General features: G+C 50.1%; 20 protein-coding genes. 3 read left to right on the forward strand and 17 right to left on the reverse strand.

Translation table 11 applies throughout. The features are described 5' to 3' along the window. Positions 1-28 precede the first annotated feature (28 nt). The 3 genes from ACYU8Y_RS01620 to ACYU8Y_RS01630 are packed head-to-tail and all read right to left on the reverse strand — an operon-like array spanning position 29 to position 2,293. Complete coding sequence (locus ACYU8Y_RS01620) at positions 29-799, reverse strand: glycosyltransferase family 2 protein (protein WP_460933505.1); 771 nt, start codon at positions 797-799, stop codon at positions 29-31. Continuing rightward, positions 796-1,410 carry a WcaF family extracellular polysaccharide biosynthesis acetyltransferase gene (locus tag ACYU8Y_RS01625; protein WP_460933507.1) on the reverse strand — a complete coding sequence of 205 codons (615 nt, stop codon included), beginning with the start codon at positions 1,408-1,410 and terminating at the stop codon, positions 796-798. Before ACYU8Y_RS01625 ends, ACYU8Y_RS01620 begins: the two co-directional genes overlap by 4 nt. Further along, entirely contained in the window at positions 1,361-2,293 is a 933-nt protein-coding gene (locus ACYU8Y_RS01630) for a glycosyltransferase family 2 protein (protein WP_460933509.1), read from the reverse strand. Before ACYU8Y_RS01630 ends, ACYU8Y_RS01625 begins: the two co-directional genes overlap by 50 nt. Positions 2,294-2,427: 134 nt before the next feature. On the opposite strand from ACYU8Y_RS01630, the gene ACYU8Y_RS01635 reads away from it, so the two are divergent. The 3 genes from ACYU8Y_RS01635 to ACYU8Y_RS01645 all read left to right on the forward strand — a co-directional run bounded on the left by ACYU8Y_RS01635 (position 2,428) and on the right by ACYU8Y_RS01645 (position 6,332). Further along, on the forward strand, positions 2,428-4,413 hold the full coding sequence (locus tag ACYU8Y_RS01635; RefSeq protein ID WP_460933511.1) for a sialate O-acetylesterase: 1,986 nt from the start codon (positions 2,428-2,430) through the stop codon (positions 4,411-4,413). A 65-nt stretch (positions 4,414-4,478) separates the two neighbouring features. Then, complete coding sequence (locus tag ACYU8Y_RS01640) at positions 4,479-5,243, forward strand: methionyl-tRNA formyltransferase (RefSeq protein WP_460933513.1); 765 nt, start codon at positions 4,479-4,481, stop codon at positions 5,241-5,243. Between the two features lie 234 nt (positions 5,244-5,477). Next, the gene (locus ACYU8Y_RS01645; protein ID WP_460933515.1) at positions 5,478-6,332 is read left to right on the forward strand and encodes a polysaccharide deacetylase family protein; all 855 of its coding nucleotides are present in this window, start codon (positions 5,478-5,480) and stop codon (positions 6,330-6,332) included. Between the two features lies 1 nt (position 6,333). On the opposite strand, the gene ACYU8Y_RS01650 is transcribed toward ACYU8Y_RS01645, so the two are convergent. From ACYU8Y_RS01650 to ACYU8Y_RS01715, 14 genes are all read right to left on the reverse strand, one after another. Then, the gene (locus ACYU8Y_RS01650; protein ID WP_460933517.1) at positions 6,334-7,488 is read right to left on the reverse strand and encodes a glycosyltransferase; all 1,155 of its coding nucleotides are present in this window, start codon (positions 7,486-7,488) and stop codon (positions 6,334-6,336) included. 62 nt (positions 7,489-7,550) lie between these two features. Then, positions 7,551-8,933: a hypothetical protein gene (locus ACYU8Y_RS01655; protein ID WP_460933519.1), complete on the reverse strand. Its 1,383-nt coding sequence runs from the start codon at positions 8,931-8,933 to the stop codon at positions 7,551-7,553. Positions 8,934-9,005: 72 nt separating this feature from the next. Next, positions 9,006-9,902, reverse strand: a complete 897-nt coding sequence (locus tag ACYU8Y_RS01660; protein WP_460933521.1) for a glycosyltransferase family 2 protein — start codon at positions 9,900-9,902, stop codon at positions 9,006-9,008. Between the two features lie 8 nt (positions 9,903-9,910). Further along, on the reverse strand, positions 9,911-11,020 hold the full coding sequence (locus tag ACYU8Y_RS01665; RefSeq protein ID WP_460933523.1) for a glycosyltransferase family 4 protein: 1,110 nt from the start codon (positions 11,018-11,020) through the stop codon (positions 9,911-9,913). Positions 11,021-11,133: 113 nt separating this feature from the next. Continuing rightward, positions 11,134-12,147, reverse strand: coding sequence for a hypothetical protein (locus ACYU8Y_RS01670; RefSeq protein ID WP_460933525.1), 1,014 nt, complete (start codon positions 12,145-12,147; stop codon positions 11,134-11,136). Between the two features lie 18 nt (positions 12,148-12,165). Next, positions 12,166-13,191 (reverse strand): glycosyltransferase, encoded by a 1,026-nt coding sequence (locus ACYU8Y_RS01675; RefSeq protein ID WP_460933527.1) that lies wholly within the window; start codon positions 13,189-13,191, stop codon positions 12,166-12,168. An 8-nt stretch (positions 13,192-13,199) separates the two neighbouring features. After that, complete coding sequence (locus tag ACYU8Y_RS01680; RefSeq protein WP_460933529.1) at positions 13,200-14,027, reverse strand: DUF5672 family protein; 828 nt, start codon at positions 14,025-14,027, stop codon at positions 13,200-13,202. Further along, positions 14,024-15,058, reverse strand: a complete 1,035-nt coding sequence (locus ACYU8Y_RS01685; protein WP_460933531.1) for a glycosyltransferase family 9 protein — start codon at positions 15,056-15,058, stop codon at positions 14,024-14,026. The genes ACYU8Y_RS01680 and ACYU8Y_RS01685 overlap by 4 nt, the downstream gene beginning before the upstream one ends. Before the next feature lie 2 nt (positions 15,059-15,060). Further along, positions 15,061-16,125, reverse strand: a complete 1,065-nt coding sequence (locus ACYU8Y_RS01690) for a glycosyltransferase family protein (protein WP_460933533.1) — start codon at positions 16,123-16,125, stop codon at positions 15,061-15,063. Positions 16,126-16,168: 43 nt separating this feature from the next. Next, positions 16,169-17,296, reverse strand: coding sequence for a glycosyltransferase family 4 protein (locus tag ACYU8Y_RS01695; RefSeq protein WP_460933535.1), 1,128 nt, complete (start codon positions 17,294-17,296; stop codon positions 16,169-16,171). Positions 17,297-17,410: 114 nt separating this feature from the next. Next, on the reverse strand, positions 17,411-18,064 hold the full coding sequence (locus ACYU8Y_RS01700) for an acetyltransferase (RefSeq protein WP_460933537.1): 654 nt from the start codon (positions 18,062-18,064) through the stop codon (positions 17,411-17,413). A gap of 73 nt (positions 18,065-18,137) precedes the next feature. Further along, positions 18,138-18,839, reverse strand: coding sequence for a WbqC family protein (locus ACYU8Y_RS01705; protein WP_460933539.1), 702 nt, complete (start codon positions 18,837-18,839; stop codon positions 18,138-18,140). Between the two features lie 11 nt (positions 18,840-18,850). Next, positions 18,851-20,917: an ArnT family glycosyltransferase gene (locus ACYU8Y_RS01710; protein ID WP_460933541.1), complete on the reverse strand. Its 2,067-nt coding sequence runs from the start codon at positions 20,915-20,917 to the stop codon at positions 18,851-18,853. Positions 20,918-21,018: 101 nt separating this feature from the next. Then, positions 21,019-22,128: a DegT/DnrJ/EryC1/StrS family aminotransferase gene (locus ACYU8Y_RS01715; RefSeq protein ID WP_460933543.1), complete on the reverse strand. Its 1,110-nt coding sequence runs from the start codon at positions 22,126-22,128 to the stop codon at positions 21,019-21,021. Positions 22,129-22,154: the final 26 nt, after the last annotated feature.

Here is a 22,154-nt window from a genome sequence, read left to right on the forward strand (position 1 = left end):
CTAGTAAAATCTGATTGAACGGCATTCGTTAACTGTCAAACATTTCGGGCGGTTTGCTCACATATTGTTTGAGCTTGCGTAAGGGCTTAAGCCAAAACGTAAAAAAATAAGGTTTTAGATCATTGAGTTGCCAGGCTAGCTGATCTTCGCGGTTGGCCCGAAGTCGGTTCTGTAAACTACTGTTGCTGATTCCTCCTACCCGCATGACAATGGTCACTTCATTCATGTAAGCCAGACTTGCTTTATTCTTGTGGATGAAGCGTAGCATCAATTCGTAATCGGCAGCACTCTTCATATCGAGCCGAAACAGGCCGTATTGTTCATACAACCGGCGCTTGGCAAAAAATGATAAGTGTCCTGGCATCCATCCCCATAAAAAGGCATTTTCGCTGTACCAGCCTGACCGCCAGTAGCGTTTCAGCTTTCGGGTATCATTCCGGTCTACGTAAAGCATATCCCCATAGACGGCATCGCTGCCCGTTTTCTCAAACGTGGCAACCATGTTCTCAATGACGCGATTATGTCGGTAAAAGTCGTCGGCATTTAATAAACCGATGACCTCTCCCGTTGCCAGCCGGATCCCTTTGTTCATCGCATCATACAGGCCCTTATCCGGTTCCGAAATAAATCTGGCAACTTTCGTGCCGTATGATTTTACGATGTCTACCGTACCGTCGGTCGATTTTCCGTCTACTATAATATACTCGATGTCCGTGTAGGTTTGGGTCAGAATTGATTCGATACAATCCCGAACAAATTCAGCCCCATTGTACACAACAGTTATGATCGATACTTTCACGCCTTGATGTTTCGTTGCCGGACCCAAACGGCCGGATTCCCCTGATAAATACCATACGCTTCCAGCGAACGGGTAGCAACCGAGTTAACGGACAGCACCGCATGTGATTCGCAGCGAACACCGGCACAAACGACCGATCTGGCCCCGATCCAGACGCCATCAGCCAACGTAATGGGCCGGGTCGTCAAATCGAACGTTGACCGGCTGTAATCGTGGTTGCCGGTCAGTAATAAGGCACCCTGCGATAGACAGACATTGTTGCCAATGTGCACCTCGCTCAGGTTGTCAATCCAGACCTGCTCACCAATCCAGACTTCGTTTCCTACATGAAGTAACCAGGGATATTTAATATTTACACCGGGCTTCACCACGACCTTGTTGCCAATTTTGGCACCGAATAGGCGTAGAATGGCTAGTTTAAGGGAAATAGGCAGTGGCAGGTAGGTATTAATAAAAATTGAATTGGTGATAAACCAGAGAATTATTTTCCAGCGTGGACCAGGATTGTACCAACTGATATTGAATCGGGATAGATCCGTTTTCCCATTTTGCTGGTCTGGTTTATGACTGGCCAACCCGCTCGGGTCGGTTTGGTCGAAGGTCTTTGCCATATTCCGTCAGGAAATAATTGATGATTGCGTCTTTATCGGTACCAACCCGAATGCTTACTTCCAGCAGTTTGGCATCGACAAGAAAACGATACCAGAGTGCCTGAAGGGAACACCAGACAAAGCCGGGCCGCCCGTCCAGGAACCCCATTCGAATAAAATACCGGTAGATGAAGTATAGAATTGGCCGTGTAAATAGGGGGAGCGACGCATATTTTTCCTTTAGAAAGCGCATGCGTTGATCCTGGGTGCCAAATAAATTGGCCTCAACCGTCTCGGCCTGATCGAACTGGTACCGGTAATTAAGCAGATTGATCATTTCCAGAATGGTGTAATGATTATGCTTTTGGGTCCACCAGGTCAAATTGTTGAGGTTATGGTCGACGATATCGTGCGAAAACTGGATCGACTCGCCTTTAGTGAGTTTAATGTGCTCATCGTGCCAAACCTGCTCACAGAACCCATCGCCCCGTCGCCACAGCCGAAGCAGCCAAATAGGATAAAACCCACCGTGACGCATCCAGCGATTCAGAAAAAACACGCGCCGTTTCACGTAAACTCCGCCTACATTCGTGGGCAATCCGGCAAGTCGTTGATTAATCTCCCCGGCTAATTCGGGCATCACGTACTCATCGGCATCCATCCGCATCAGCCAGGCGGTCTCAAAAGGGGTATGCTCAATCCCGTAATTGAATTGAGTCGCGTAGTTAACCCAGGCGTTCTGAACGACCGTAGCGCCCAGCGACCGAGCGATCTCGACCGTTCTATCGGTTGAAAATGAGTCGACTATAAATATTTTATTCGTAAACGGAAGCAAGCTCTGTAGACAGCGAGTAATGTGTTTTTCCTCGTTGTGTGTCAGAATAATGACGGATACGTCGGTCATACTCTATGTTACCATCGAAGCGAAAAAATGGCTTTTTCTGATACAGTTTTGGTGTAAAGGCTTTATTTTTACTCGTCTTTTACCGACCGAGAAATTATGCAATATTATAACTTTTTTTATAGTCCGCAAAGCTAATGAATAGACTTTACATAGGTGTCATATTGTTTTTGTACTATTTCTCAGCCTCAGGTCAGGTTAATTTTCAGCAACTACCCCGTGAACTCCAACTCTACCCCCGCGATACCAGTAACCAGGCTGTTGTGACGATAAGTGGTACGATGAATGCCCGTGGTTACAGCAAAATAGGCGTACAGGTATTCCGGGAAGATTCACTGCTAAACGTAATCAGTCGGGCGCTGGTGCCCACGGATAGTGCTACTGCCTTTGCGTTCTCGCCTGTTATCAAAGCCGAACCGGCTGAATACGCGTTTCGCGTATTTATCTATAAAAATTCCGATTCGACTCTGGTGGCCAGCGCGAGTCGGGTAGTTTGCGGAGATGTGTACATACTGGACGGACAGTCTAATGTGCTAGCCCTTACGGATCTTGATGCCTTATATTCCTTCAATTTCAATGATAAATACCTGCGCAATGTAACCTATCCGTATCTGGGCTCCCCAACCCAGATGAGCTGGTATCCGGCCAAGCAGCCATTCGGCAGTGTAGGAGGCTATGGCCTTACCCTGCAGCGGCTGATTCTCGAAAATTTTGGCATCCCAACCTGCATAATGAACGGAGGGAAAGGCGGTACGGATATTGTCACGTTGACGGATCGGGACCCGATTAATCACGCTAATCCGATTACGCCTTATGGCGACCTGCTGAACCGGGCAAGGTGGGCGGGTGTCGCGAAACAGACAAAAGCCATTATCTGGAAGCAGGGCGAGGAAGATGCTGGCAGTGCGCTTCCCGGTTATCCCGCGAAGTTTGCCAAGCTCTATAATCAGTTCCGGGAAGACTATGGGAACGCCCGAATTTACGTTGGGCAGATCAACATACTAGCCAATCCTACGGATAGTGCAGCCGCTCTTCGCGATTTTCAGCGACGTACAAAATACCTCTTTGCGAACCTGGAAACCATCGCTACCGTAGGAACGCCGGGTTACGACGGGGTTCACTATAGCGGGGTGGCTCACCAGCGACTGGCCTACGAGCAGTTTCGGCTTATCGCCCGAGACATTTATGGCTCGAAGGATACGGTACAGATCAACTCGCCCGATATAAAGAAAACGTTTTATAACAACCGGAAAGATTCCATTACGCTGGTGTTTGATGATCAGATGCAGATGGTCTGGAAGAAGGACACCACCTTTTATAATTTTGCCACTGGGGCGCAGATCGCCTACCGACAACAGAAAGATTTTTTTTACCTGGATGGACAGTCGGGCCTGGTTACGGATGGCTCGGCCAAAGGTAACCGGGTTACCCTTAGCCTGAAGCAACCCGCTACGGCTAAGAAGCTTCGGTATCTACCCGCTTTTTTCTCCGACACGGCCTCTCCATTCTATGACGGGCCTACCCTCCGGAATACGCGGGGTATGCGGGCATTTTCATTCGATGCCGTCTCCATTGCCGACGCCATCGCCCCTGTGACAACCCTGGCAGCAAGGCCTATTTCGGAAAAACAGATTCAATTGAACTGGACAGCGTCTGCCGGATCACAGACGCAGTTTCTGGAGCGGGCCGATGACACGCCGACAACGTTCAATCTAATTGCCACGCTGAACGGCACGACGAATACCTTCACCGATACTAATATCGCCAACATGTTTGGTACATACTATTACCGGTTGCGTGCGCTCAGTGCGGTCTCCGAATCGACTTACAGCAACGTGATCAGCGCACGGCCACTGGTGCTGGGTGTTGAACCAACGGAGCCCGTGGTGCAACTGTATCCGAACCCGGTAGCGACCGACCGTACGCTCTATGTGCAGACGGATCTGGTTACGATCACGGATATCATTGTGCGGGATGTACTTGGCCAGGCCGTGAAGCGCTGGCATGGGTCAGCCCGAAAAAACCTGTCAATCGCTCTAAATGAGCTAGAAGCGGGTGTTTATCTGGTCGAGCTCCAAACGGCCGATGGGCAACCGCTCCGCCGGAAAGTGGTGGTTCGTTGATAAACGAATACTGGCTTTCTGGTCGGAATATGTAGTTTTGTGTCTCCAATACTATCTGACCGTTTATGCGCCTTGTGATTCTTACGCAGGATGACCCGTTCTACCTCGCTCGTAATATTGATTATCTACTCAAAAAATTGCCACCGTATGCCGAAGTTGTAGCAACGGTCGTGTTCGACGTATCGCCCTTCGGTAAGCGGGAAAGTTTCAGCGAAAAAATAAAGAAAACGTACGATATTTTTGGCTTACCCTTCTTCTTGCGGTACGGCTTCAAATTCGTTGCCTCCAAGCTGGATAGCCGAAACAATGTTCGCAAAGTGCTGTCTGACAGGAATATCCCGCTGATTCATATAGAGGGGAATATCAATAAAGACGAAAACCTGGACAAACTCAGAGAGTATAAGCCCGATCTGTTCGTTTCGATTGCCGGGAATCAGATTTTTAAACGCAAACTACTGGATGTAGCCACGCATGGCTGTATTAACTTACACACCGCACTGTTACCCAAATATCGGGGGTTGATGCCATCCTTCTGGGTTCTCAAAAACGGCGAGACACATACGGGCGTTTCGGTATTTTTCGTTGACGAAGGCATTGATAATGGTCCGATTCTGGTGCAGACTAAACTCGCTATCGGGAACATGAGCCAGGCCGAGTTAATCGATGTGACGAAGAAGATGGGGATGGATGCTATCCTTGAAGCCATCGATAAAGTGCACACGGGCAAGTATGAGTTGATCGAGAACGACGCGTCTCAGATGACTTATTTCACGTTCCCCACCCGCGATGATGTCAAAGCCTTTCTGGCAGCTGGAAAACGGTTTTATTGATCAAAACCGATAAGTTAAATACATTGTAAGTTTAGCTTTTTGTCATTCCGACGATAGGAGGAATCTTAAGATTAACTGACGCTCAAGTAAGGATAATTTAAGATTCCTCCTATCGTCGGAATGACAAAAACTAAACTTATAGTATATTAAGAAAGAACCTATTTTAGGTCACGGGCTAATAGTTGGCTGCTGTTATTAGTGAGCAGTTTACTCAGGTACTACATTGTACAATTCATGAATATACTGACGTTTGATATTGAAGAGTGGTTTCATATTCTCGATAATGCATCGACCCGTACGGAAGCTGAATGGAGCCGGTACGAGACGCGGATTTACCAGAATATGGATCGCATTTTCCAGCTTTTAGAAGACACCAACAGTCGGGCGACTTTCTTTTGCCTGGGTTGGGTGGCCGATAAACATCCCGATGTAATCCGGAGAATCGATGCGGCTGGCTACGAAATCGCGACACACTCCTACGCACACCAGTTAGCTTATGAACAAACACCGGCTGAATTTCAGGCCGATCTGGAGCGCTCTATCAAACATTTGCAGGATTTAACCGGGAAAAAAGTCCGTTCGTATCGGGCACCGGGTTTCTCGATCAAAGAATTTAACCGCTGGGTATTTCCCATTCTGCTGGAGCAGGGTATTGAGATCGACTGCTCGGTATTCTCGGCCCGGCGTTCGCACGGGGGCGACGCATCGCTGAATATGTTTGAACCGGGTTACCTGAACGTAGAGGGTACGTTATTGAAAGAATTTCCGATCAATACGGCCGCTGTACTGGGGCAAGACTTGATCTTTTCGGGCGGAGGGTACTTCAGACTCTTTCCGTACCGGGTCATCAAAGGCTTTATGCGACGCTCCGATTATGTGATGACCTACTTTCATCCCCGCGACTTCGATGCCGGGCAACCCATGATTCCGGGCCTGAGCCGAGCCCGGCAGTTCAAGTCGTATTATGGGCTGGAAAACTGTCTGCCCAAGCTTAAGAAACTATTGCTGGAGTTTCCTTTCGTCGATTTATCCGAAGCGGAGAAACAGGTCGACTGGGCCAATGTGATCCGTCGGGATGTGAAAAAGTAGCTTACTTCTTCTTTACGACCTTGGTGTATTCGTCCAGCAACTGCTTGGCAACAATATCAATATCGTATTTAGCCTTCAGTAAAGCCGTCGCGTTCTTACTAACCTGCAAGCGCAGCTGATCGTTGCTCAGAAGCTTTTCCAGCCCGTCCCGGACGGCTTCTGGCGTTAAACTGGTTAGCAGCCCGGCCGCTTCGTGGGCTCGGATCGTTTCGCCAAAGCCGACCCGGTCCGACACCAGGGTGGGGGTTCCGGCTGCCATTGCTTCGAGCACAGCCATCGAAAAACCTTCCGAATAGGAGGGAAGCGTGAATAAGTCAGCATCGGCCAGGGCGGCTTTCTTGTCATCGCCCGTTAGCATACCAACCATTCGGATAAAATCGCCCAGGTTATGCTGATCGATGAATTGACGGGCTGTTGCTTCATACCCATCGTCGGAGCCCGCCAGGGCCAGTACGGTATCCGGATGATGCTGGACATACTCCCGGAAGCCAGGTAACAGCAAATCAAGCCCTTTCTTGGCGTTCAGACGGCTCATGAACAAGACTAATTTCTTGTCCATGGGCAGGCCAAATTTCTGGCGGAAACTACCTTTTGGTGGAAGCGCCGTGAAATCGCTCATCTTTACCCCGTTGGGAATGATAACGATGTTGGGATGCGCATGTCCGAGGTAGCGTATTACATCGGCCTCCTCGTCGATATTGTTTATCTGAACCAGATCCGCGCGCTGCAAATAGGCTTTTTGCGCCAGCGTATCCATAATCTGTTTCTTCCAGTTGTTGTGCGCATACACCCAACGGTCCAGTACACCATGAATGGTGATCACTTTGGCAACGGATTTGTCAATCATGAAAGGTGCCAGTACACCAAAGTGCCATAACCCATGGCAATGAATCAGATCATATTCGTGCGCATGCTGCTTCAGGAATTGATATAGTTCGAGTGAAAATTCACGAAAAAAACGACTGACAACCGGTGTTCGCTGGCACAGAATTAGCCGGGCCCCATCGGGCAGCGGATAAGGTTTTTCGCCGGGAGAAATTGGACTAAGAATATCTACCTGATGCCCATACCGGAGTACGACTTCTGTATGATCGAAGATGATCTTGGGGGGACCACCCGCTTGCCAGGTGTAAGCACAAATATTTAAAATTCGCATATATACCGCGAAATAACCGGTTTGTTCTTGATTTTACGAAAGACTACAGCGAAGGCTGCGTATCAGATGGATTGTGCCGTTGGGACAACAGCGAACTCTTCGTGTTTATTGACGGGTGGTTTGTTCGATAAATAGGCCGGAAATAAATGCTCGACGCCAACAAACCGGATCATAAGAGATAGCGGAAACCAGAACGATATTTCGTTGGGGCGCCCATTGGTAAACAACTGAACGAACAGAAGCAGGTAGAAGTAAGCCAGAAAGGTGCTTAAGTCATTTGGGTTAGTACGCATGATCCGTATAGCATCGTAGAAAATCAATCCATTGATGCTGCCGAACAAAATCAAGCCCAGTATGCCGTGATTGGTAAACGCTTCAATAATAGGTACATCCAGATACGTATACTTGTAGCCATAACCGAGAATGAGCATGTGGATGTGATCGCCGGACAACGAGTTGCTCAGAAATATACCACTCACCGATCGGTTAGCCGCCGAATCATCAAGAACGGCCTGGTAATCAGCTCCCTGCGCCTTCATACCCAGCAGCGCATATACGTTATCCAGGTTTTTCGCCAGGAAGCCTGACACATAATCGTACAGGACGAGGTAAATCGTGTAATACCGCTGAAAAAAGTAAATGATGCCCATAAAGCCAACGACCATAATCAGGATGGGTATGGGTTTGACAAGACTACGGACGGCTGAGCGAATCTGCGTGGGCCGAACGTTGAAATACATGAATAAAATGACGGCCAGAATCAGCGCCACGATGGCCGATCGGGTTTGGGTTAGCACCAGTACGGCCAGGTTGACGGCCCCGGCAAAGAAACAAAGCAGTTTGAGAATAGCGTTGGATTTCGTTTGGAACAAACCAATACCGCAGGCAATGATACCGATGAACGCATTTCGGGAAAATACGTGCGGGTTACCAGAGCCTTCGTCCCCGTTGTTGAGGGTAATGGTTGCCCGTTGCCCAATGGCCCACGTAGGGTCGGTTATCAGGGCGTAAATAAGCCCCAGATTTGATACCAGGGTAAACAGAACAACAATCGGGATAAAGACCGGAATGATGTCGTTGGGAATATTGATCAGCAGAAACAGAAAAATCAGTATATAGGCGAAGTAGATCATATCCTTGTCATAATCCTCAAAGCCAGGCACTCCGTTAAAGAAGAACATGTAGAAGATAATGAGCAGCAGAAAGGTAATTCCCAGCCAGAAGGTGGTTGTATTCGGTCGATACAGCCGACGAAATATAGTAAACGGCACCATTAGTACCAGACCGCCCGCCAGGGCAACCGCCGTAAAGGTTGTGCTCGCCGGAGCCAGTTTCATGGTTTCCCGAAAAAAGAAAATAAGCGGGTAACCATCCACAATAATACAGATACCAACAACCATTCGCATATAGTTGAGTTTCTGCACAAAGCGAATGAAATTGTTCATGTAAGCTTACTGGTTTATAAGTTGTACTGTGTCGTTTTTAAACTAATGGCGGCAAAGAAGCGCCGGGCTACTCTACTGCCTGGACCGGCTCAAGCGTAGCCGATGCTGAACGTATCTAAACTCACCTTTTAGGACAAACGTCAGTAGTTTACGTAACCGGCTGTACCGTTGCCAGAAAGACGCGCTCAGGCCCGAGGTTAGCATCGGCTGGTATCTGTCCCGTACTATCTGGTGCTCCTGTAGCCCGACGGTAGCCGCTATGGTCGACGATTTAGCGTCGGGCTGCACCCGAAATCCACCCCAGAAGCCGTTTACGTGCCGGAAGCGCATACCCGGCTGAACGCCCAGCCGAGCCACAATTTCGTAATCGATCACGAACCGAAGGCTTTCATCGAGCATACCATACTGAATAAGCCGCTCACGGCGGATAAACAGGGATTGATTGAACACCTGCATACCTTCGTAAATGTGGCATTCGATCGAAAAGTCCGGTGCCCGCATCTCTTCCAGAATAACGTCTTCTTCATCCGTAATGTACATGTCGCCGAAAAAAACATCGGTATCCGGTGCTTTACGCCAGGCATCGGCTACGCAAAACAGAGCGTTTGGCGCAAACACATCATCCGAATTCTGAAAGGCGACATAATCACCCGTTGCCCGCCGGAAGCCTTTGTTGATTGCATCCGTCTGGCCTTTGTCTTTCTCGCTGACCCAGCCCGCCAGATACGGCTCGTATTTTTTTATGATGTCCAGGCTACCATCCGTAGACCCGCCATCCATGATAAAATACTCCAGATTTGGGTAGTGCTGATTGAGCACGCTTAAAATGGTGCGTTCCAGATACGGTGCCTGATTATAGGAAGGCGTGACGATCGTTAATTTCGGGTACGCCTGTGCGTTTGCTGGTTTAGCCTGCGGGTGGTAGGGTTGCGTTACAAACGAATGAAGTGATTGGGATACCTGGCTCATACCGTCGATTAAGAGAGAGATTTATAGACCTCTAATGTCTGCTGGGCCGTTTTGTCACACGAAAAATTGCGCAACCGCTCCCTGCCTTTCTGGCTTAATTCGGCATGAAGGGTATCATCCGTCAGTACGCGTTCAACCGCGTCGGCCATGGAATCATCGTCTTCCGGATCGAAATACAAGGCGGCATCGCCCCCCACTTCGGGTAGTGAACTTCGATCGCTCAACACCACCGGGCAACCACTGCTGTAAGCTTCCAGAACCGGGATGCCGAAGCCTTCGTTGAGCGATGGAAACACAAACGCCCGGGCGTGTCGATAAAGCGCAATTAGGCTGGTATCGTTAGCGGGGCGATAGTGTACCCGGTTCGCAAGCCCGGATGCGTAAAACAAAGCTTGTTCAGCCTGATTGAAGGCCCCTCCGCCCGCACAAATAAGGTGCAAATCGGGATGGCGATGCAAGACAGGTTGAATGGCCCGAAAGAAGCCATCGAAGTTTTTGTACAGTCCACGTTTGCCCACGTAAAGCAGATAGGGCGCTGCCAGCGGGGCGGCAAGCGTTTCGGAGGCTGGTAGCGACTCCCCCAGGGTTGTGCCCAGATGAATCACTTTTATCTTTTCTGGCTCCACGGGAAAAAAACGCAGAATTTCCTGCTTGGAGAATTCGGAAACCGAAATGATGCAATCGGCCCGGCGCATTAACTGCTTTTTGAGTTCGTACAATCCTTCGCCTACTTCTGGATACTGCTTGCCATAGCGTTCGCTGGTGGCGTCGTGAAACGTGAGCACAAACGGCTTGGTACCCAGGGCATTCAAAAAGTACTTATGGTAATAAGTGGGGTGGAAAATGTCAAATTTGCCCGCCTTGATTCGTTGAAGGCTATACAGCCGGTTCAGCACGGAGGCAATTCGGTGGGCGTTCCGGACCCGCGCCAGACTCCGATAGCGAAGATGGCGACTGAACGACGTTTGATCGAGGTATTCGTTATTGGATAACCGAAGCGACAGTTCAAAATCAATGTCGGATCGTTTAGCAAAAGAACGCATCAATTCGAAAAAATAACGGGAAACGCCCCCGTAGGATACCCCCGTAAACGATTGATGGTCGTAGAGTACTTTCATGAAGGGAAATCTACAAGCCAGTCGGGTTGTATTTTTCTGAGATGATTTACTGGCAAAAATAGTCTTATTGATTGATAAAACCTTAGCTGTCGGTTATTATTCCGTGAACGGCTTCAGTTTATGACAGGAAGGTATACGCGATCAATAAAACGATTCAGGCGTCGCAGGGATTCTCGGGCAGTGTATCGCCAGCCGCGTAATACGACCGGTTCCGGCTGCTGTCCATAGGCGGGTTTTATCGAGCCAACGGCCAGTGCCTGGTGTTCTTTTAAACGTTGACGATAGCTAGCTAACAAGGATTCGACCGCCAGTTGCTGGGGAAGCTGAAGCCGGTTCTGGTGAGGAAAAAAACCTTCGTCAGGATTTTCCAGGCCTTTGAAATTAACGAACTGTAAGGGCTGATTATCTCCTCCGGGACCAGAGACCCGCCAGGTGCTGCCTTCTTTTCGGATGGTGCGTTCGGGGAGATTCCACAGAGCAACATGCCATCCCGGATTTCGGATAAGGCGCACATCCCGAAAAAAAACGGGTACGTGCATCAACCAAAGCTGATCCAGACACTGACCGGCACAGAAGTCAATAAAGGCCCGCTCCCGCACCCGGTCATCCCACCAGGCCAACAAGCGGTCGGTTTCCGCTGATCGGCGAAAAGCCAGAAAGTCAGCGCTGTATAACCCCACGTTCTGGAAAAACTTTTCATCTGGCCAGCAGGAATCACCGGGGCTTTTTGTGATGAAGGGCGTGATCAGCGCTGTCGATGTGGCGAGTTGTTCCCAGACAGGCACTAGCGATCCCAAAAATAAAATAGCCGGGTCGGCATATACCAGTTCATTTTCCTGAGGGAAGCGCTTGAACGCTTCTCTGATGAACAGGGGCTTGCAGGCAGCCGCAAACTCAGTAGGGGTATACCTGGCGGACAGAGCTTCCAGGTCTGTGGGTGTGAGCAGTTCCTGTATAGCCAGCAGTGGATACGGGGAGATAAAGCCAGGGGGCAACTGGGCCGGGTCGTCGACCAGGCCAATCAAAACCAGCGGTTTATCGGTTGATGGTGTCGAATGATGACTGAAACTGTCGCCCAGCGCGAGCGCCTGGGGCAGTTGACGGATAGTACAGATCGTTAGTAGCACAGTGGGTACAAAACTACATCATTCGAGTATATCGCCCAAAATAGCCAGGTAGGGCGCATACCAGTTGGCCGACGCATCGGCATAGCGTCGATAATTTCCGAGTCTGACACTGCCCAGAACGGGCGCTAGTCGCTTCAGTCGATTGTTGGGCAGGTTACCGCGCATGGTAAAATGAGCCAGCCGTCGGTAGAGTTGCGAAAAACCAGGTGCATTGGCTGGTAACCGGCTGATCAACAGTTGGTTTAGTTTGGTTAGCTGCGCCTGTTTCAACTGCAATGGGGCCAGTTTCTGGGTTCGTTGTCGGGTAACCCGCTTCCGAACCAGTACGGTCTCCGGGGCTTCCTGGGCGCGTACGCCTATTTGCTGCTGAACATGTGTTCGGTACAGTTGCAGCGGTTTGTTGATGTACGCAATCCGGTTGCTGGCCGCAGCGACCAGGGCAATCCAGCCGTCGTAAATGTAATCGCCGGGCAGATCGGTTGGGATGGGTAACACGTAACTAAGGAACGATTTCCTGACAACCGACGCACAGCCCATCATTCGATTGCCGTCAAGTAAGACTTCCATCGACTCGCCCGATTGCCAGCGTTCCTGAGCCGTTGAGTCGAATCGAACAACTTCCCACATTCGGCCCTGCTTGTTTTGCAGGTGTTCATCCGTAACCCAGGCGTCACAGAAAGCCACCTGTATGTCGGGGTTATCGACCATGTACTGCGTTATTGTCGCTATTTTCTCGGGTAGCCAGAAATCGTCCTGATCACAGATAAAAATCAGATCACCGGTGCAGGCGGATAAGGCCCGTTCAAAATTTTTGTTCGATCCCAGCCGCGCCGGATTATCAAGAATGCGCACGGAAAAGGGAGCCTTTGCCGCCAACCTGGCGATGAAGTCTGTCGTGCCATCGGTTGACTGATCATCGCTGATGACAACTTCATCGGGCAACAGGTCCTGCTCCAGCAAACTCTGCCATTGGGTCGGCAAATAAGCCGTACCGTTGTACGTGCAGAGGGCAATAGAAATAGACGGACGGATGGAGTGGGTCATGTAAACGATCAGATTTGATAGCCATATCTGGCAAAAATAGGACGCCAGTAGTCAGTCCCGTGAATGTCCCAGGCATGGCAGCCAAAGGGTAACTTACCCTGATTATAGTGTTCTATCGCCCATTCGGGATAAAACTCAATGGAAAAATGCAGGGCTTTCCGATAAGAAGGTATCCGAAGATGCGGCCAATAGCGATTTACTTCAATGCTCCAGAAAACATCCTCATGGTACTGGTGCATGGCGATCTGGTTGTACTCCGCAATTTTCCGCTCGAATCGCTTTAGTTGCTTCAGCATGGCCGGTACGCGCCGGAGGGTCAGGCCTCCATTGCCAACGCCGTTCAGGTTAATGATTTCGCGGGGCGTTATGCCGTCGGTTTTTTTGAGGTTGAGCCAGGTGGCCACGCGCTTCCGAAGCGTAAAGTCGAGTTGATCGAGCCAGCCCGTAAAATCCCGATCGCGCAACCAGGGCGCACCGATGTAGTCATACTGCTGCTGGCACCAATAAGTCAGATCATCCTGAAAAACGAAGGCATCCAGTTGGTGAATAAGCAAATACTCCTGGTCGGAAAACGCTTCGTAAAACTCCTCGGAAAGCATTAGCCGATTATAGCCGTCGATACTAGTGAAGTAACTAGCATCGAACGTTCGAACCTGCAGCGAAGGCGCAATCTGGCGGTAAGCCGAAACATCGAGCGAATGCGGAGCCGCCAGCAGGATCGGGTAATTGCCTAATACCCGAACACATTGGGTCAGCGCGATCTGCTCGTAGTTAGTGAGTTGAGGTTTATAGACCGGTAAAACGACATTTACGCGCGCGGATGGTGGCTGCTTCATACAAGTTTGGACTGGCCCAGTTGTCTTTGCGTAGCTTCCTGCACCCAGGTGTAAGGCAGATCAGCACACGGATGGCCGAAATCATTCAAGACCGTGATGCCTTCACCCCGTTTGTATCGGCCAGAGTAGGGAAGATAATCAACAAAGTCGAACAACTGACCCAACAGAATAATGGCTTCGGTATTCATGGCGTTCGCCATATGGGCCGGACCACTGTCAATACCAATAAACAGGTCGGCTCCCCGAATTACTTCGGCTGTTTCCAGTAAGCGAAGTTTGCCACAAAGGCTGATACTACGCGGATCATCTATGGTAATCGTGGTTGCTTGCCCAACTTCAATGACCGGGTACGGGTAAGTGTCCAGCAGCCACCTGACCAGTTTGTTCCAGTTGGCGGCAGGCCAGTCTTTTAAAATATGGCTCGACTGGCAATGAATGACAATGGCGTGATCGGGTAAATTCCGGGCTTTTACGGCTTGCCGTATGGCGTCTGGAATATACATTTTCGGCTCACCGGTCAGAGCGGGCAGACCAGCCGCCTGCGAAAACGTAGACAACAAATCCCCCCGATCCAGGTAGTTGTCGAATGTTAACCCGATGTTGTCGGCGGTTGGGTTAACGGGATCTTCCGGACAATATTTACACTTGCGGTGCGAAATATGCATGTTATACACCTGGTCGTAAATGCCCGACCGCAATAACTGCACCCGTTCGCCGGGGCATTTCTCCAGCAGAAAACCGTCGAGATTCGGGTTATATTTAACCAAGTCAACAAAAGGCTCACGGACGACCCAGATGATGTAGCCGTTGGGGTGAAGTCGACGTACTTCTCTGGCTACCGGTTCACAGGCAATGATGTCGCCCATTTGTTCCGACAGGATGATAGCCACCAACGGGCGATCGCCCAGCCGTGCCTTGAGCAAACGCAGCCGAATGTATTTCATCGCAACCGACCAGAATTTCCCAATGATGTGGGTGATCTTGTGGTAGCGATGTATCCAAAGATCTTTAAAGCGCGGTCCTTCAGTCATAGCTAGCGAGATTCTAAGAGCGCGATGACTTTGGTGAACGGCATCTTCAGCAGTTTCCGGACCCGTACGTAACGCGCTACCGTAGGCGGCTTTATGTAAACGCAGGGGTAGGCCCGGTACAATTCATTGTGATTGGCCAGTAACCGGGTCCGATATAAATCAAACAAGGGTCTAACATCGGGCCGCTGCTGCTCTGGCCGGTCGAGGTAACGAGCCGCCGTCGCAGTTGTACCAGGACTTGCAAAACCAAAGCGCGTCTGGTGCTTGGAAATATCGTCCGGCTTATTGGGGTTGTAGCCGCTGAAATGGAAAAATTGCAACAATTCTGCTGTTTCTGCTGAATCACGTTCCCGGCTGTTGCTTACCAGCCACTCGCCCTGATCGTTCTGACTGCTATACCGTTCGTGCAGATTCCAGTAAGCCATATTGTAGCCCAAATGATGATCAATAAGAACGTTTTCGTGATAAACCGGAGCGAAGTTCACCCAATGTTGATCAACAAAAAGACCGGCACAGAGGTCAATCCGGCATTCGTACACCAATCGGTCTTTCCACCAATCAACGAATTGGCGGGCGGTAGCGTTGTTACTCAGTCCAATAAAGCCAAGATTGTAAATGCCCGTATTGAGGTGGTGCTGTTCATTCGGCAGCTCCCAGTCGGGAATGGGCGATAATGTATGCGGGGTCAGTACGAGGCTGTACTTGGTCAGTGCGTCGTTTAGTTCGCGCAGCGGCTGAAACACGATAATGTCCGGGTCAAAATAAATGACCTGGCTGGCATCGGGATACGTTTTGTAAAGGTAATCGATGTAAAAAGGCTTCACCGCCGTGTTCAGCTCCGTTATATCATACCGGTCGCACATAGCCGCGAAAGCAGGAATCCCGATGGTATGCACTTCGACCATCGGGTAATCGGGTATCAGTGCATCGGGTAACCTGGCGTCACTTAGCTTATCAACCAGGCCGATCAGATACAGGTAATCGGGATTAGTTTCCCGCAGCGAATCGCCCAGGGTCCGGGCCTGGGCCAGATAATTTATGGAGCAGATTGTAAACGCAATGGTCATAGAGCAGGCACGGCAGAGCAGACAGATTGGGGTAAGCCGTTGCTTAGTGCCGGGTCAGTTTAGTAAACAAAGTTACAAGAGTTTCGATGCTTTGTTGCGCCGGATGTCGTTCCAGAATTTTCTGACCCAGCCGTTTGCCCATTGCCTGGCGCAATTCGGGGGTGTGGAGTAGCTCAAGGACCCGACTACTCATGGCATCGAGATCGAGATAAGGAACAACGAATCCACCATCGGTCTCGATCAGTTCGGGCGAGCCACCGGCCTTGTCGAAACACACAACGGGCACATGACATAAACCAGCCTCAAATACGACGAGCGGGTAGGGGTCTTCGCGGGAGCAAAGCACGAAAACGTCGAATCGGCTCATATACCGCAGCACATCCGGTGTGGGCTGAATCAAATGCACTCGGTCTGCCAGACCCGCCTTGCGAATATCGACCAGTAGATCATCACGCAGCGTACCTTCAGGGACACCCACCCACACAAAATGAATCGGTTGGCTGGCATTGGTTTCCCGGCCAATGACCTGTCGAGCCAGCGTAACGAAGAGGTCATTGCCTTTTCGCCATTCGGCATTTCCGCAGCCGCCCACAATGAGTGCGTCGTCGGGTAGGCCTACCGACGGATAAAGGCTGGGTTGTTCAAGGGCTTTCTGTACGTTTCGTTCCAGCGAAGGCGTATCGATCAGCGTATAAAGGATAATGCGGGCGGGGTCGAAACCGTGTTCGTCCGCGTAATAAGCGGCCGTCGCTTTCGATACGGACAGCAACTGAGTAGTCCGACTCAACAGATAAGCCAGTTCATTGGGGCGGGTGTATATCCGCACCGACATGTCCAGCTCGTGCACGAAGGTAACGACCGGCGTCTTTTCCGGAATATCCAACTGGCCAAACCAACGGCTGCTCGTTACGGTGTTAACCAGGACCAGGTCAAACGTATCCAGCGCCAGCTCCGCTCCGATTTCGCGCTGCCGGGCCTTTTGCTTCCGTTCATAAAACTGCTCCCAGAGTCCCAGCTTTCCCAAGACTTTATCCGCCAGGTCATTGACTACGAAGCGGTCAGGGGCAGGCCATAGTGTGACCGGACAAATAGCTCTGTATTCGTCCAGCAGCGGACCGCCTTCGCCCAAAAGCAAATGCATCGACAGGCCTTCTGCCTTGAGTAAACGCATCAGGTTCAGTAAGACAAGCTGTGCTCCAGCCCGGTTGGCATCGTGGCCGATGAGAAGAGTTTTCAGGGTATAGAGGTTGGTTTACGGTTTTTTGATATACGGTAACCCGTAAACTTAGTACGCTTCGTAACTGGGTTTGGGCAGCTTTTTGGCGGGGTTGCCAAGATAGAGGCCCCACTCGTCGGTGTCTTTATAAACAGCCGAAGCCATGCCCACAAGCGTACCCGTGCCGATATGAAGAAAATCCCGGATGGTGCTGTTTACCCCAAAAAAGCAATATGGTTCGATAACGCAATGCCCGGACATGACTACATGTGACGTGAAGAAAACATGGTCTTTTATCTGGCCATGGTGCCCAATGTGGTTACCGCTCCAGAGCACAACGTTGTTGCCAATAGTAGTAAAGGGCTGAATGGTGTTGTCTTCCAGAATGAAGCAGTTTTCGCCGATCTGGTTGCCAAACAACGTCGCCTTCGAACTGATGTAGGAAATAAACTCGTAGCCTTTTGCTTTGGCTTCGAGGTAGATCCGTTCGCGGTTACGGTTCATATTCCGCCCGGTCATGGGCGCGAAAAACTTGTATTCCTGGGGTGGAAACAGCGTTTCTACATCTTCAAACGCGACCAACGGTAATCCCTGGAATTCGGTTCCGGTCATGTATTCACGGCTAACGGTGAAAGCCGCTACATCGTGTTCCGAGTCGTTTGTCAGGTAAAAGTGGGCCAGCTCAGCCGTATCCATTACCCCGAAAATAATAACCTTTGCCATGAGTGAATGATTGAATGAGTGAATCATAGAATGATTGAATAGCTGGCGCATTCACTCACTCTATGATTCATAATTAAACAAGCTCGTATTCCCCCAACAACACCCGAACGCTGTCGATGTCGTTAAACATCAGGACGTCCAGAATCGAGAGCCAGGGCACAAAATCACTGCGGCCAAACTGTGGGTACTGTACCGGTTTGGCCTTTATGAAATATAAGCTGATGCCGCTTTCTTCGAAAGTTGGCTTATCGTATAGTTCGATGCCCCCAATTGGATTGATGTACCGGGTGGCGTTCTCCTGCCGACAAATATCCAGTATGCGCTCCTGTGCTTTCAAGTCTGCATTTGAATAAATCGACGAAGAGGCAACCAACCGGGTTGTAATGCCCAGGTATTGATTAAGTTCGACGAGACTAAAGTAGACTAAGTCGGCAATGGAATCGGTGGTAAAATTGATTATTTTTTCGGTGATCGGCATAACCTGCTGGTAACAGGGGGCTTTTCGGTATCCCTGCTCAATGGTTTTCAGCAGTTTACTGCGCCACTTCGGATCGTCGGCCAAGTGTACTTCGTTGATACGTTTGTTCTGGCTGGCATCTTTGAGGGGTACGGTAAACAGGTGCTCCTGCCCGTTGATCAGCAAGCGGTTACGGTTTATCCAACCCCGGTTGATGAACGATACGTCATCGTACAGAACGAACGTATCGACAGCATTCATCAGTTGCATGTAGCCGATGTAAGGCAGGAAATAAGGCTGCATGATGGCAAGCGTCATCGGCGTATCAATTAGTGCAGTTTTCGTAAGTAATAATCTTCGCCCGGTACAATCATCAGGGCACGCATGGTGGTATCTGTCCCTAAGCGTATATCGCCGGGCTGCGGTGTTATCACACTTTTGTCGAAGAAAAGATAATCCGCATTTTTGGGAATTGGCTTCAACCCCTGTTCGAACGGGTGAATGGCAATTAGTCGGCGGGATAGCTCAGGACCATAAAGCGGATATTCGTAATCATCGTTGATGGTGGCCAGAGCCACGGTTGCGTTGGCCGGTACCAGTTCATCGAAGCGTTTGTAGGGAATGTAGGTATCCGGGCGTCCAATCGTCATCTGGCGAATGCGGTCAGCCTGAAAGGCCGATGGGAACGTGATTCCATCGGGAGCTGTCCAGGCAAACGGCAGAGCACGGGTATTCAGGAAAACGCACATCAGCGCCGACAGACAACCCAGCCCCGTAACAAGACCGACATAAGCTTTCCAGACAGTTCGCTTAGACACATCGACGGATGTACGAGGATGCAGGAAAATCAAGGCTAAAAATGTGACGCCGAATAAGCCGGTTTCAATGAAGTAACGTCCTTTGAATGGATCATAAGGAGCCGAGTAGGAGAGAGCCGCGAAATGAAGCAGCAAAGCTATCCCCAGATACAGGTGGGGCGTTGACCGAACAAAGCCAACCAGTACCAGCACTACTAGAGGAAGTATCAGGCCAAAACCAAAAATACCCCAGTACGGATTGGCATTATAAAAGACAAACTTACGGTCGAACGCAAAGGGCTGAATAGAGAAGTCGGTTTCTTCGTCCAGCCGCATGTGCAGTTTATCTTCGACCAGTACCAGGGGCTGGCGCATGGCATGGTTGAGGGTAGCCCCTGCTTTAACATTTCGAATGCCATCCAGATTAATATGATCGAAACCATACCGAACCAGATTCCGGCTTCCCTGTTCCAGCAAATTGCCCAATGATCCGGCTCGCTCTACCGACTGATGTTTGAGTGCCGTTGGCGGACCAATGGGATGCCCGAATACCTCGATGTTTTTGAGATAACCCGTTGGCAATGTCCATAAGCACACACCCACGATGATGGCCCCTGCCAGCCGCCAGGTTCTGCCGAAGGTGATGGCCAGCGAACGCGACAGGAAAACCGTATAGATCATGATGACGAACACGGAGGGAAGCAGCAGGGCGAAGGTGATCTTGTGCCCAAACGCAATGCCAAACGCCATACCGGCCAGGTACAGATAGCGATAATCGGCCGTCTGCTGCGCTGCCGTGCTCCGATACGTAAACAGCATGTACAGCAGAACGCTCAGATAAGCCGTCAGCACGATATCCGTTTCGGTGGTAATGGCCTGCATGAGAAAATCGGGCAGCAGGGCGTAGGCTAAAGCGCAGAAAAAACTGGCCGATAACCGATTCTGACCGATGCGCTGGACAATGCCGAATACGGCCACAATGGCTGTCCAATAACTCAGATGATGAATAAATTTGAAGCCGTTTTCAAAATGACCGGTCATCAAAAATGTGTATATCTGAAGCGTACACACACTTTTTGGGTAGGTATCGATGTTCCAGTTGGTCCCCCCGAAGTGCCGCATCGTACCCCGTTGCACATATTGCATGACTCGGTTCAGATGGCCCGTCATGCTGTCCCATTCGTTCGGTACGGTAAACAGCACCAGCAACAAATTGGTCACGGCAATAATAGCCAGTGTTACGAACAGAATGGAGAAGAGAAACCGGGGATAGGACGATAATCCACCAAACCAGGTCCGGCCGGTTTGCCAGCGTTCCTGAAGAAGCTGCCTGACCGAAAACCGTTCCTGACGGGGAATTAGGAACGTTATGAGGGTTCCTAGTACTGTTGCGGTAATGAATACCGAACCAGCCCAAACGACTGAACTGGCTGTTTGATAAAGTGCCGACAGAATAAAGCCGGTCAGAATAACGCTCCCGGCGCCCAGTAAGAAGGTCGTTAACCACCATTCGGTTAGGGATCGCCGACACACACGCGACGATAACCGACCGACATAAATGACAAACAGTACGAGCGAAAGAAAATAGAGAATACTCATAATGACTGCTGTTTCTGACAGGGTTAACCCTGTCAGAAAAATACGCCTGAAAATGCACCTGGCAGCGAGCCGGTCAGTAAGCAGGTATCAACCAGTTGTTGCTATACACTTTCGGGTACAGTAGCAACGACCAGATTAACGATAGAAGCAATTCGGTCGATATCAGATTCGGCTAAATCGGGATACATGGGCAGGCAGAGCACCCGAAGCGCTACATCCTCCGACACAGGGCAGGGCTGAGCGGTATCGGAGCCGGGAGCAAACGTAAAGTCCAGCGTGTTGAGCGACGGGTAAAAATACCGCCGGGGCATTACTTCATCGGCTTTCAAGGCATCCATCACCCGCAGCAGTACTTCTTCCGACTCAAAGACAACCGGGTAATAGGCATAATTATACTCCACGCCAGGCAGTAACGAGGGCCGGGTGATTTTACTGAAATCCAGTCGACTGTCGTAAAACCCAAACCGTTCTTTTCGGGCCGCAATCAATTCCGGAACTTTCGGCAGGACGCATAGCCCCATGGCGGCATGTAACTCCGAGTTTTTGGCGTTGATTCCCACGCCGAAATACGTATCGTTCTGGTGGCCGAACGAACGGAAATGATGCAGCTTTTCGGCCATCTCACCGTCGTTGGTCACAATGCAACCGCCTTCGACCGTGTGAAAAACTTTGGTGGCGTGAAAACTACAGGTGCTTAGATCACCATAACTTAAAATGGACTGACCCTTATAACGAGCCCCAAATGTGTGGGCTGCGTCGTAAATAACTTTTAAGTTGTACTTGGTCGCAATGGCCTGAATCTCGTCAATACGGCAGGCATTACCATACACATGCGTAGCCATGATGGCCTGTGTGTTTTCCGTGATGAGCGACTCAATTTTATCGGGATCGATGTTATAATCGTCGGGACTTATGTCTGCAAAAATGGGGGTACAACCTTCCCACAGCAGGGCATTGGTTGTGGCGACATACGAAAAAGGCGTCGTGATGACTTCTTTCTTAATATCCAGCGCCTTTAAGGCCAGTTGCAGAACAATGGTTCCGTTGGTACAGAACTTCAGGTATTTTACACCCAGAAACTCCTTTAGTTCATCCTCCAGCTTTCGGACAAGGGGGCCGTCGTTGGTTAAATGAACACGCTCCCAAATCCCTTTCAAGTACGTAGTATACTCGTCGAGATCTGGCAGATATGATTTAGTGACGTTGATCATCAATCAATAATGGGATAAGAGTCAAC

This window comes from Spirosoma humi, from assembly GCF_054776575.1.

Excerpts from the sequence above, each read along its gene's own strand:
- ACYU8Y_RS01625 (WP_460933507.1), bottom strand. The coding sequence starts at position 1,410 with ATGGCAAAGACCTTCGACCAAACCGACCCGAGCGGGTTGGCCAGTCAT.
- ACYU8Y_RS01630 (WP_460933509.1), bottom strand. The coding sequence starts at position 2,293 with ATGACCGACGTATCCGTCATTATTCTGACACACAACGAGGAAAAACAC.
- ACYU8Y_RS01635 (WP_460933511.1), top strand. The coding sequence starts at position 2,428 with ATGAATAGACTTTACATAGGTGTCATATTGTTTTTGTACTATTTCTCA.
- ACYU8Y_RS01640 (WP_460933513.1), top strand. The coding sequence starts at position 4,479 with ATGCGCCTTGTGATTCTTACGCAGGATGACCCGTTCTACCTCGCTCGT.
- ACYU8Y_RS01645 (WP_460933515.1), top strand. The coding sequence starts at position 5,478 with ATGAATATACTGACGTTTGATATTGAAGAGTGGTTTCATATTCTCGAT.
- ACYU8Y_RS01650 (WP_460933517.1), bottom strand. The coding sequence starts at position 7,488 with ATGCGAATTTTAAATATTTGTGCTTACACCTGGCAAGCGGGTGGTCCC.
- ACYU8Y_RS01655 (WP_460933519.1), bottom strand. The coding sequence starts at position 8,933 with ATGAACAATTTCATTCGCTTTGTGCAGAAACTCAACTATATGCGAATG.
- ACYU8Y_RS01660 (WP_460933521.1), bottom strand. The coding sequence starts at position 9,902 with ATGAGCCAGGTATCCCAATCACTTCATTCGTTTGTAACGCAACCCTAC.
- ACYU8Y_RS01665 (WP_460933523.1), bottom strand. The coding sequence starts at position 11,020 with ATGAAAGTACTCTACGACCATCAATCGTTTACGGGGGTATCCTACGGG.
- ACYU8Y_RS01675 (WP_460933527.1), bottom strand. The coding sequence starts at position 13,191 with ATGACCCACTCCATCCGTCCGTCTATTTCTATTGCCCTCTGCACGTAC.
- ACYU8Y_RS01680 (WP_460933529.1), bottom strand. The coding sequence starts at position 14,027 with ATGAAGCAGCCACCATCCGCGCGCGTAAATGTCGTTTTACCGGTCTAT.
- ACYU8Y_RS01685 (WP_460933531.1), bottom strand. The coding sequence starts at position 15,058 with ATGACTGAAGGACCGCGCTTTAAAGATCTTTGGATACATCGCTACCAC.
- ACYU8Y_RS01690 (WP_460933533.1), bottom strand. The coding sequence starts at position 16,125 with ATGACCATTGCGTTTACAATCTGCTCCATAAATTATCTGGCCCAGGCC.
- ACYU8Y_RS01695 (WP_460933535.1), bottom strand. The coding sequence starts at position 17,296 with ATGCGTTTACTCAAGGCAGAAGGCCTGTCGATGCATTTGCTTTTGGGC.
- ACYU8Y_RS01700 (WP_460933537.1), bottom strand. The coding sequence starts at position 18,064 with ATGGCAAAGGTTATTATTTTCGGGGTAATGGATACGGCTGAGCTGGCC.
- ACYU8Y_RS01705 (WP_460933539.1), bottom strand. The coding sequence starts at position 18,839 with ATGACGCTTGCCATCATGCAGCCTTATTTCCTGCCTTACATCGGCTAC.
- ACYU8Y_RS01710 (WP_460933541.1), bottom strand. The coding sequence starts at position 20,917 with ATGAGTATTCTCTATTTTCTTTCGCTCGTACTGTTTGTCATTTATGTC.
- ACYU8Y_RS01715 (WP_460933543.1), bottom strand. The coding sequence starts at position 22,128 with ATGATCAACGTCACTAAATCATATCTGCCAGATCTCGACGAGTATACT.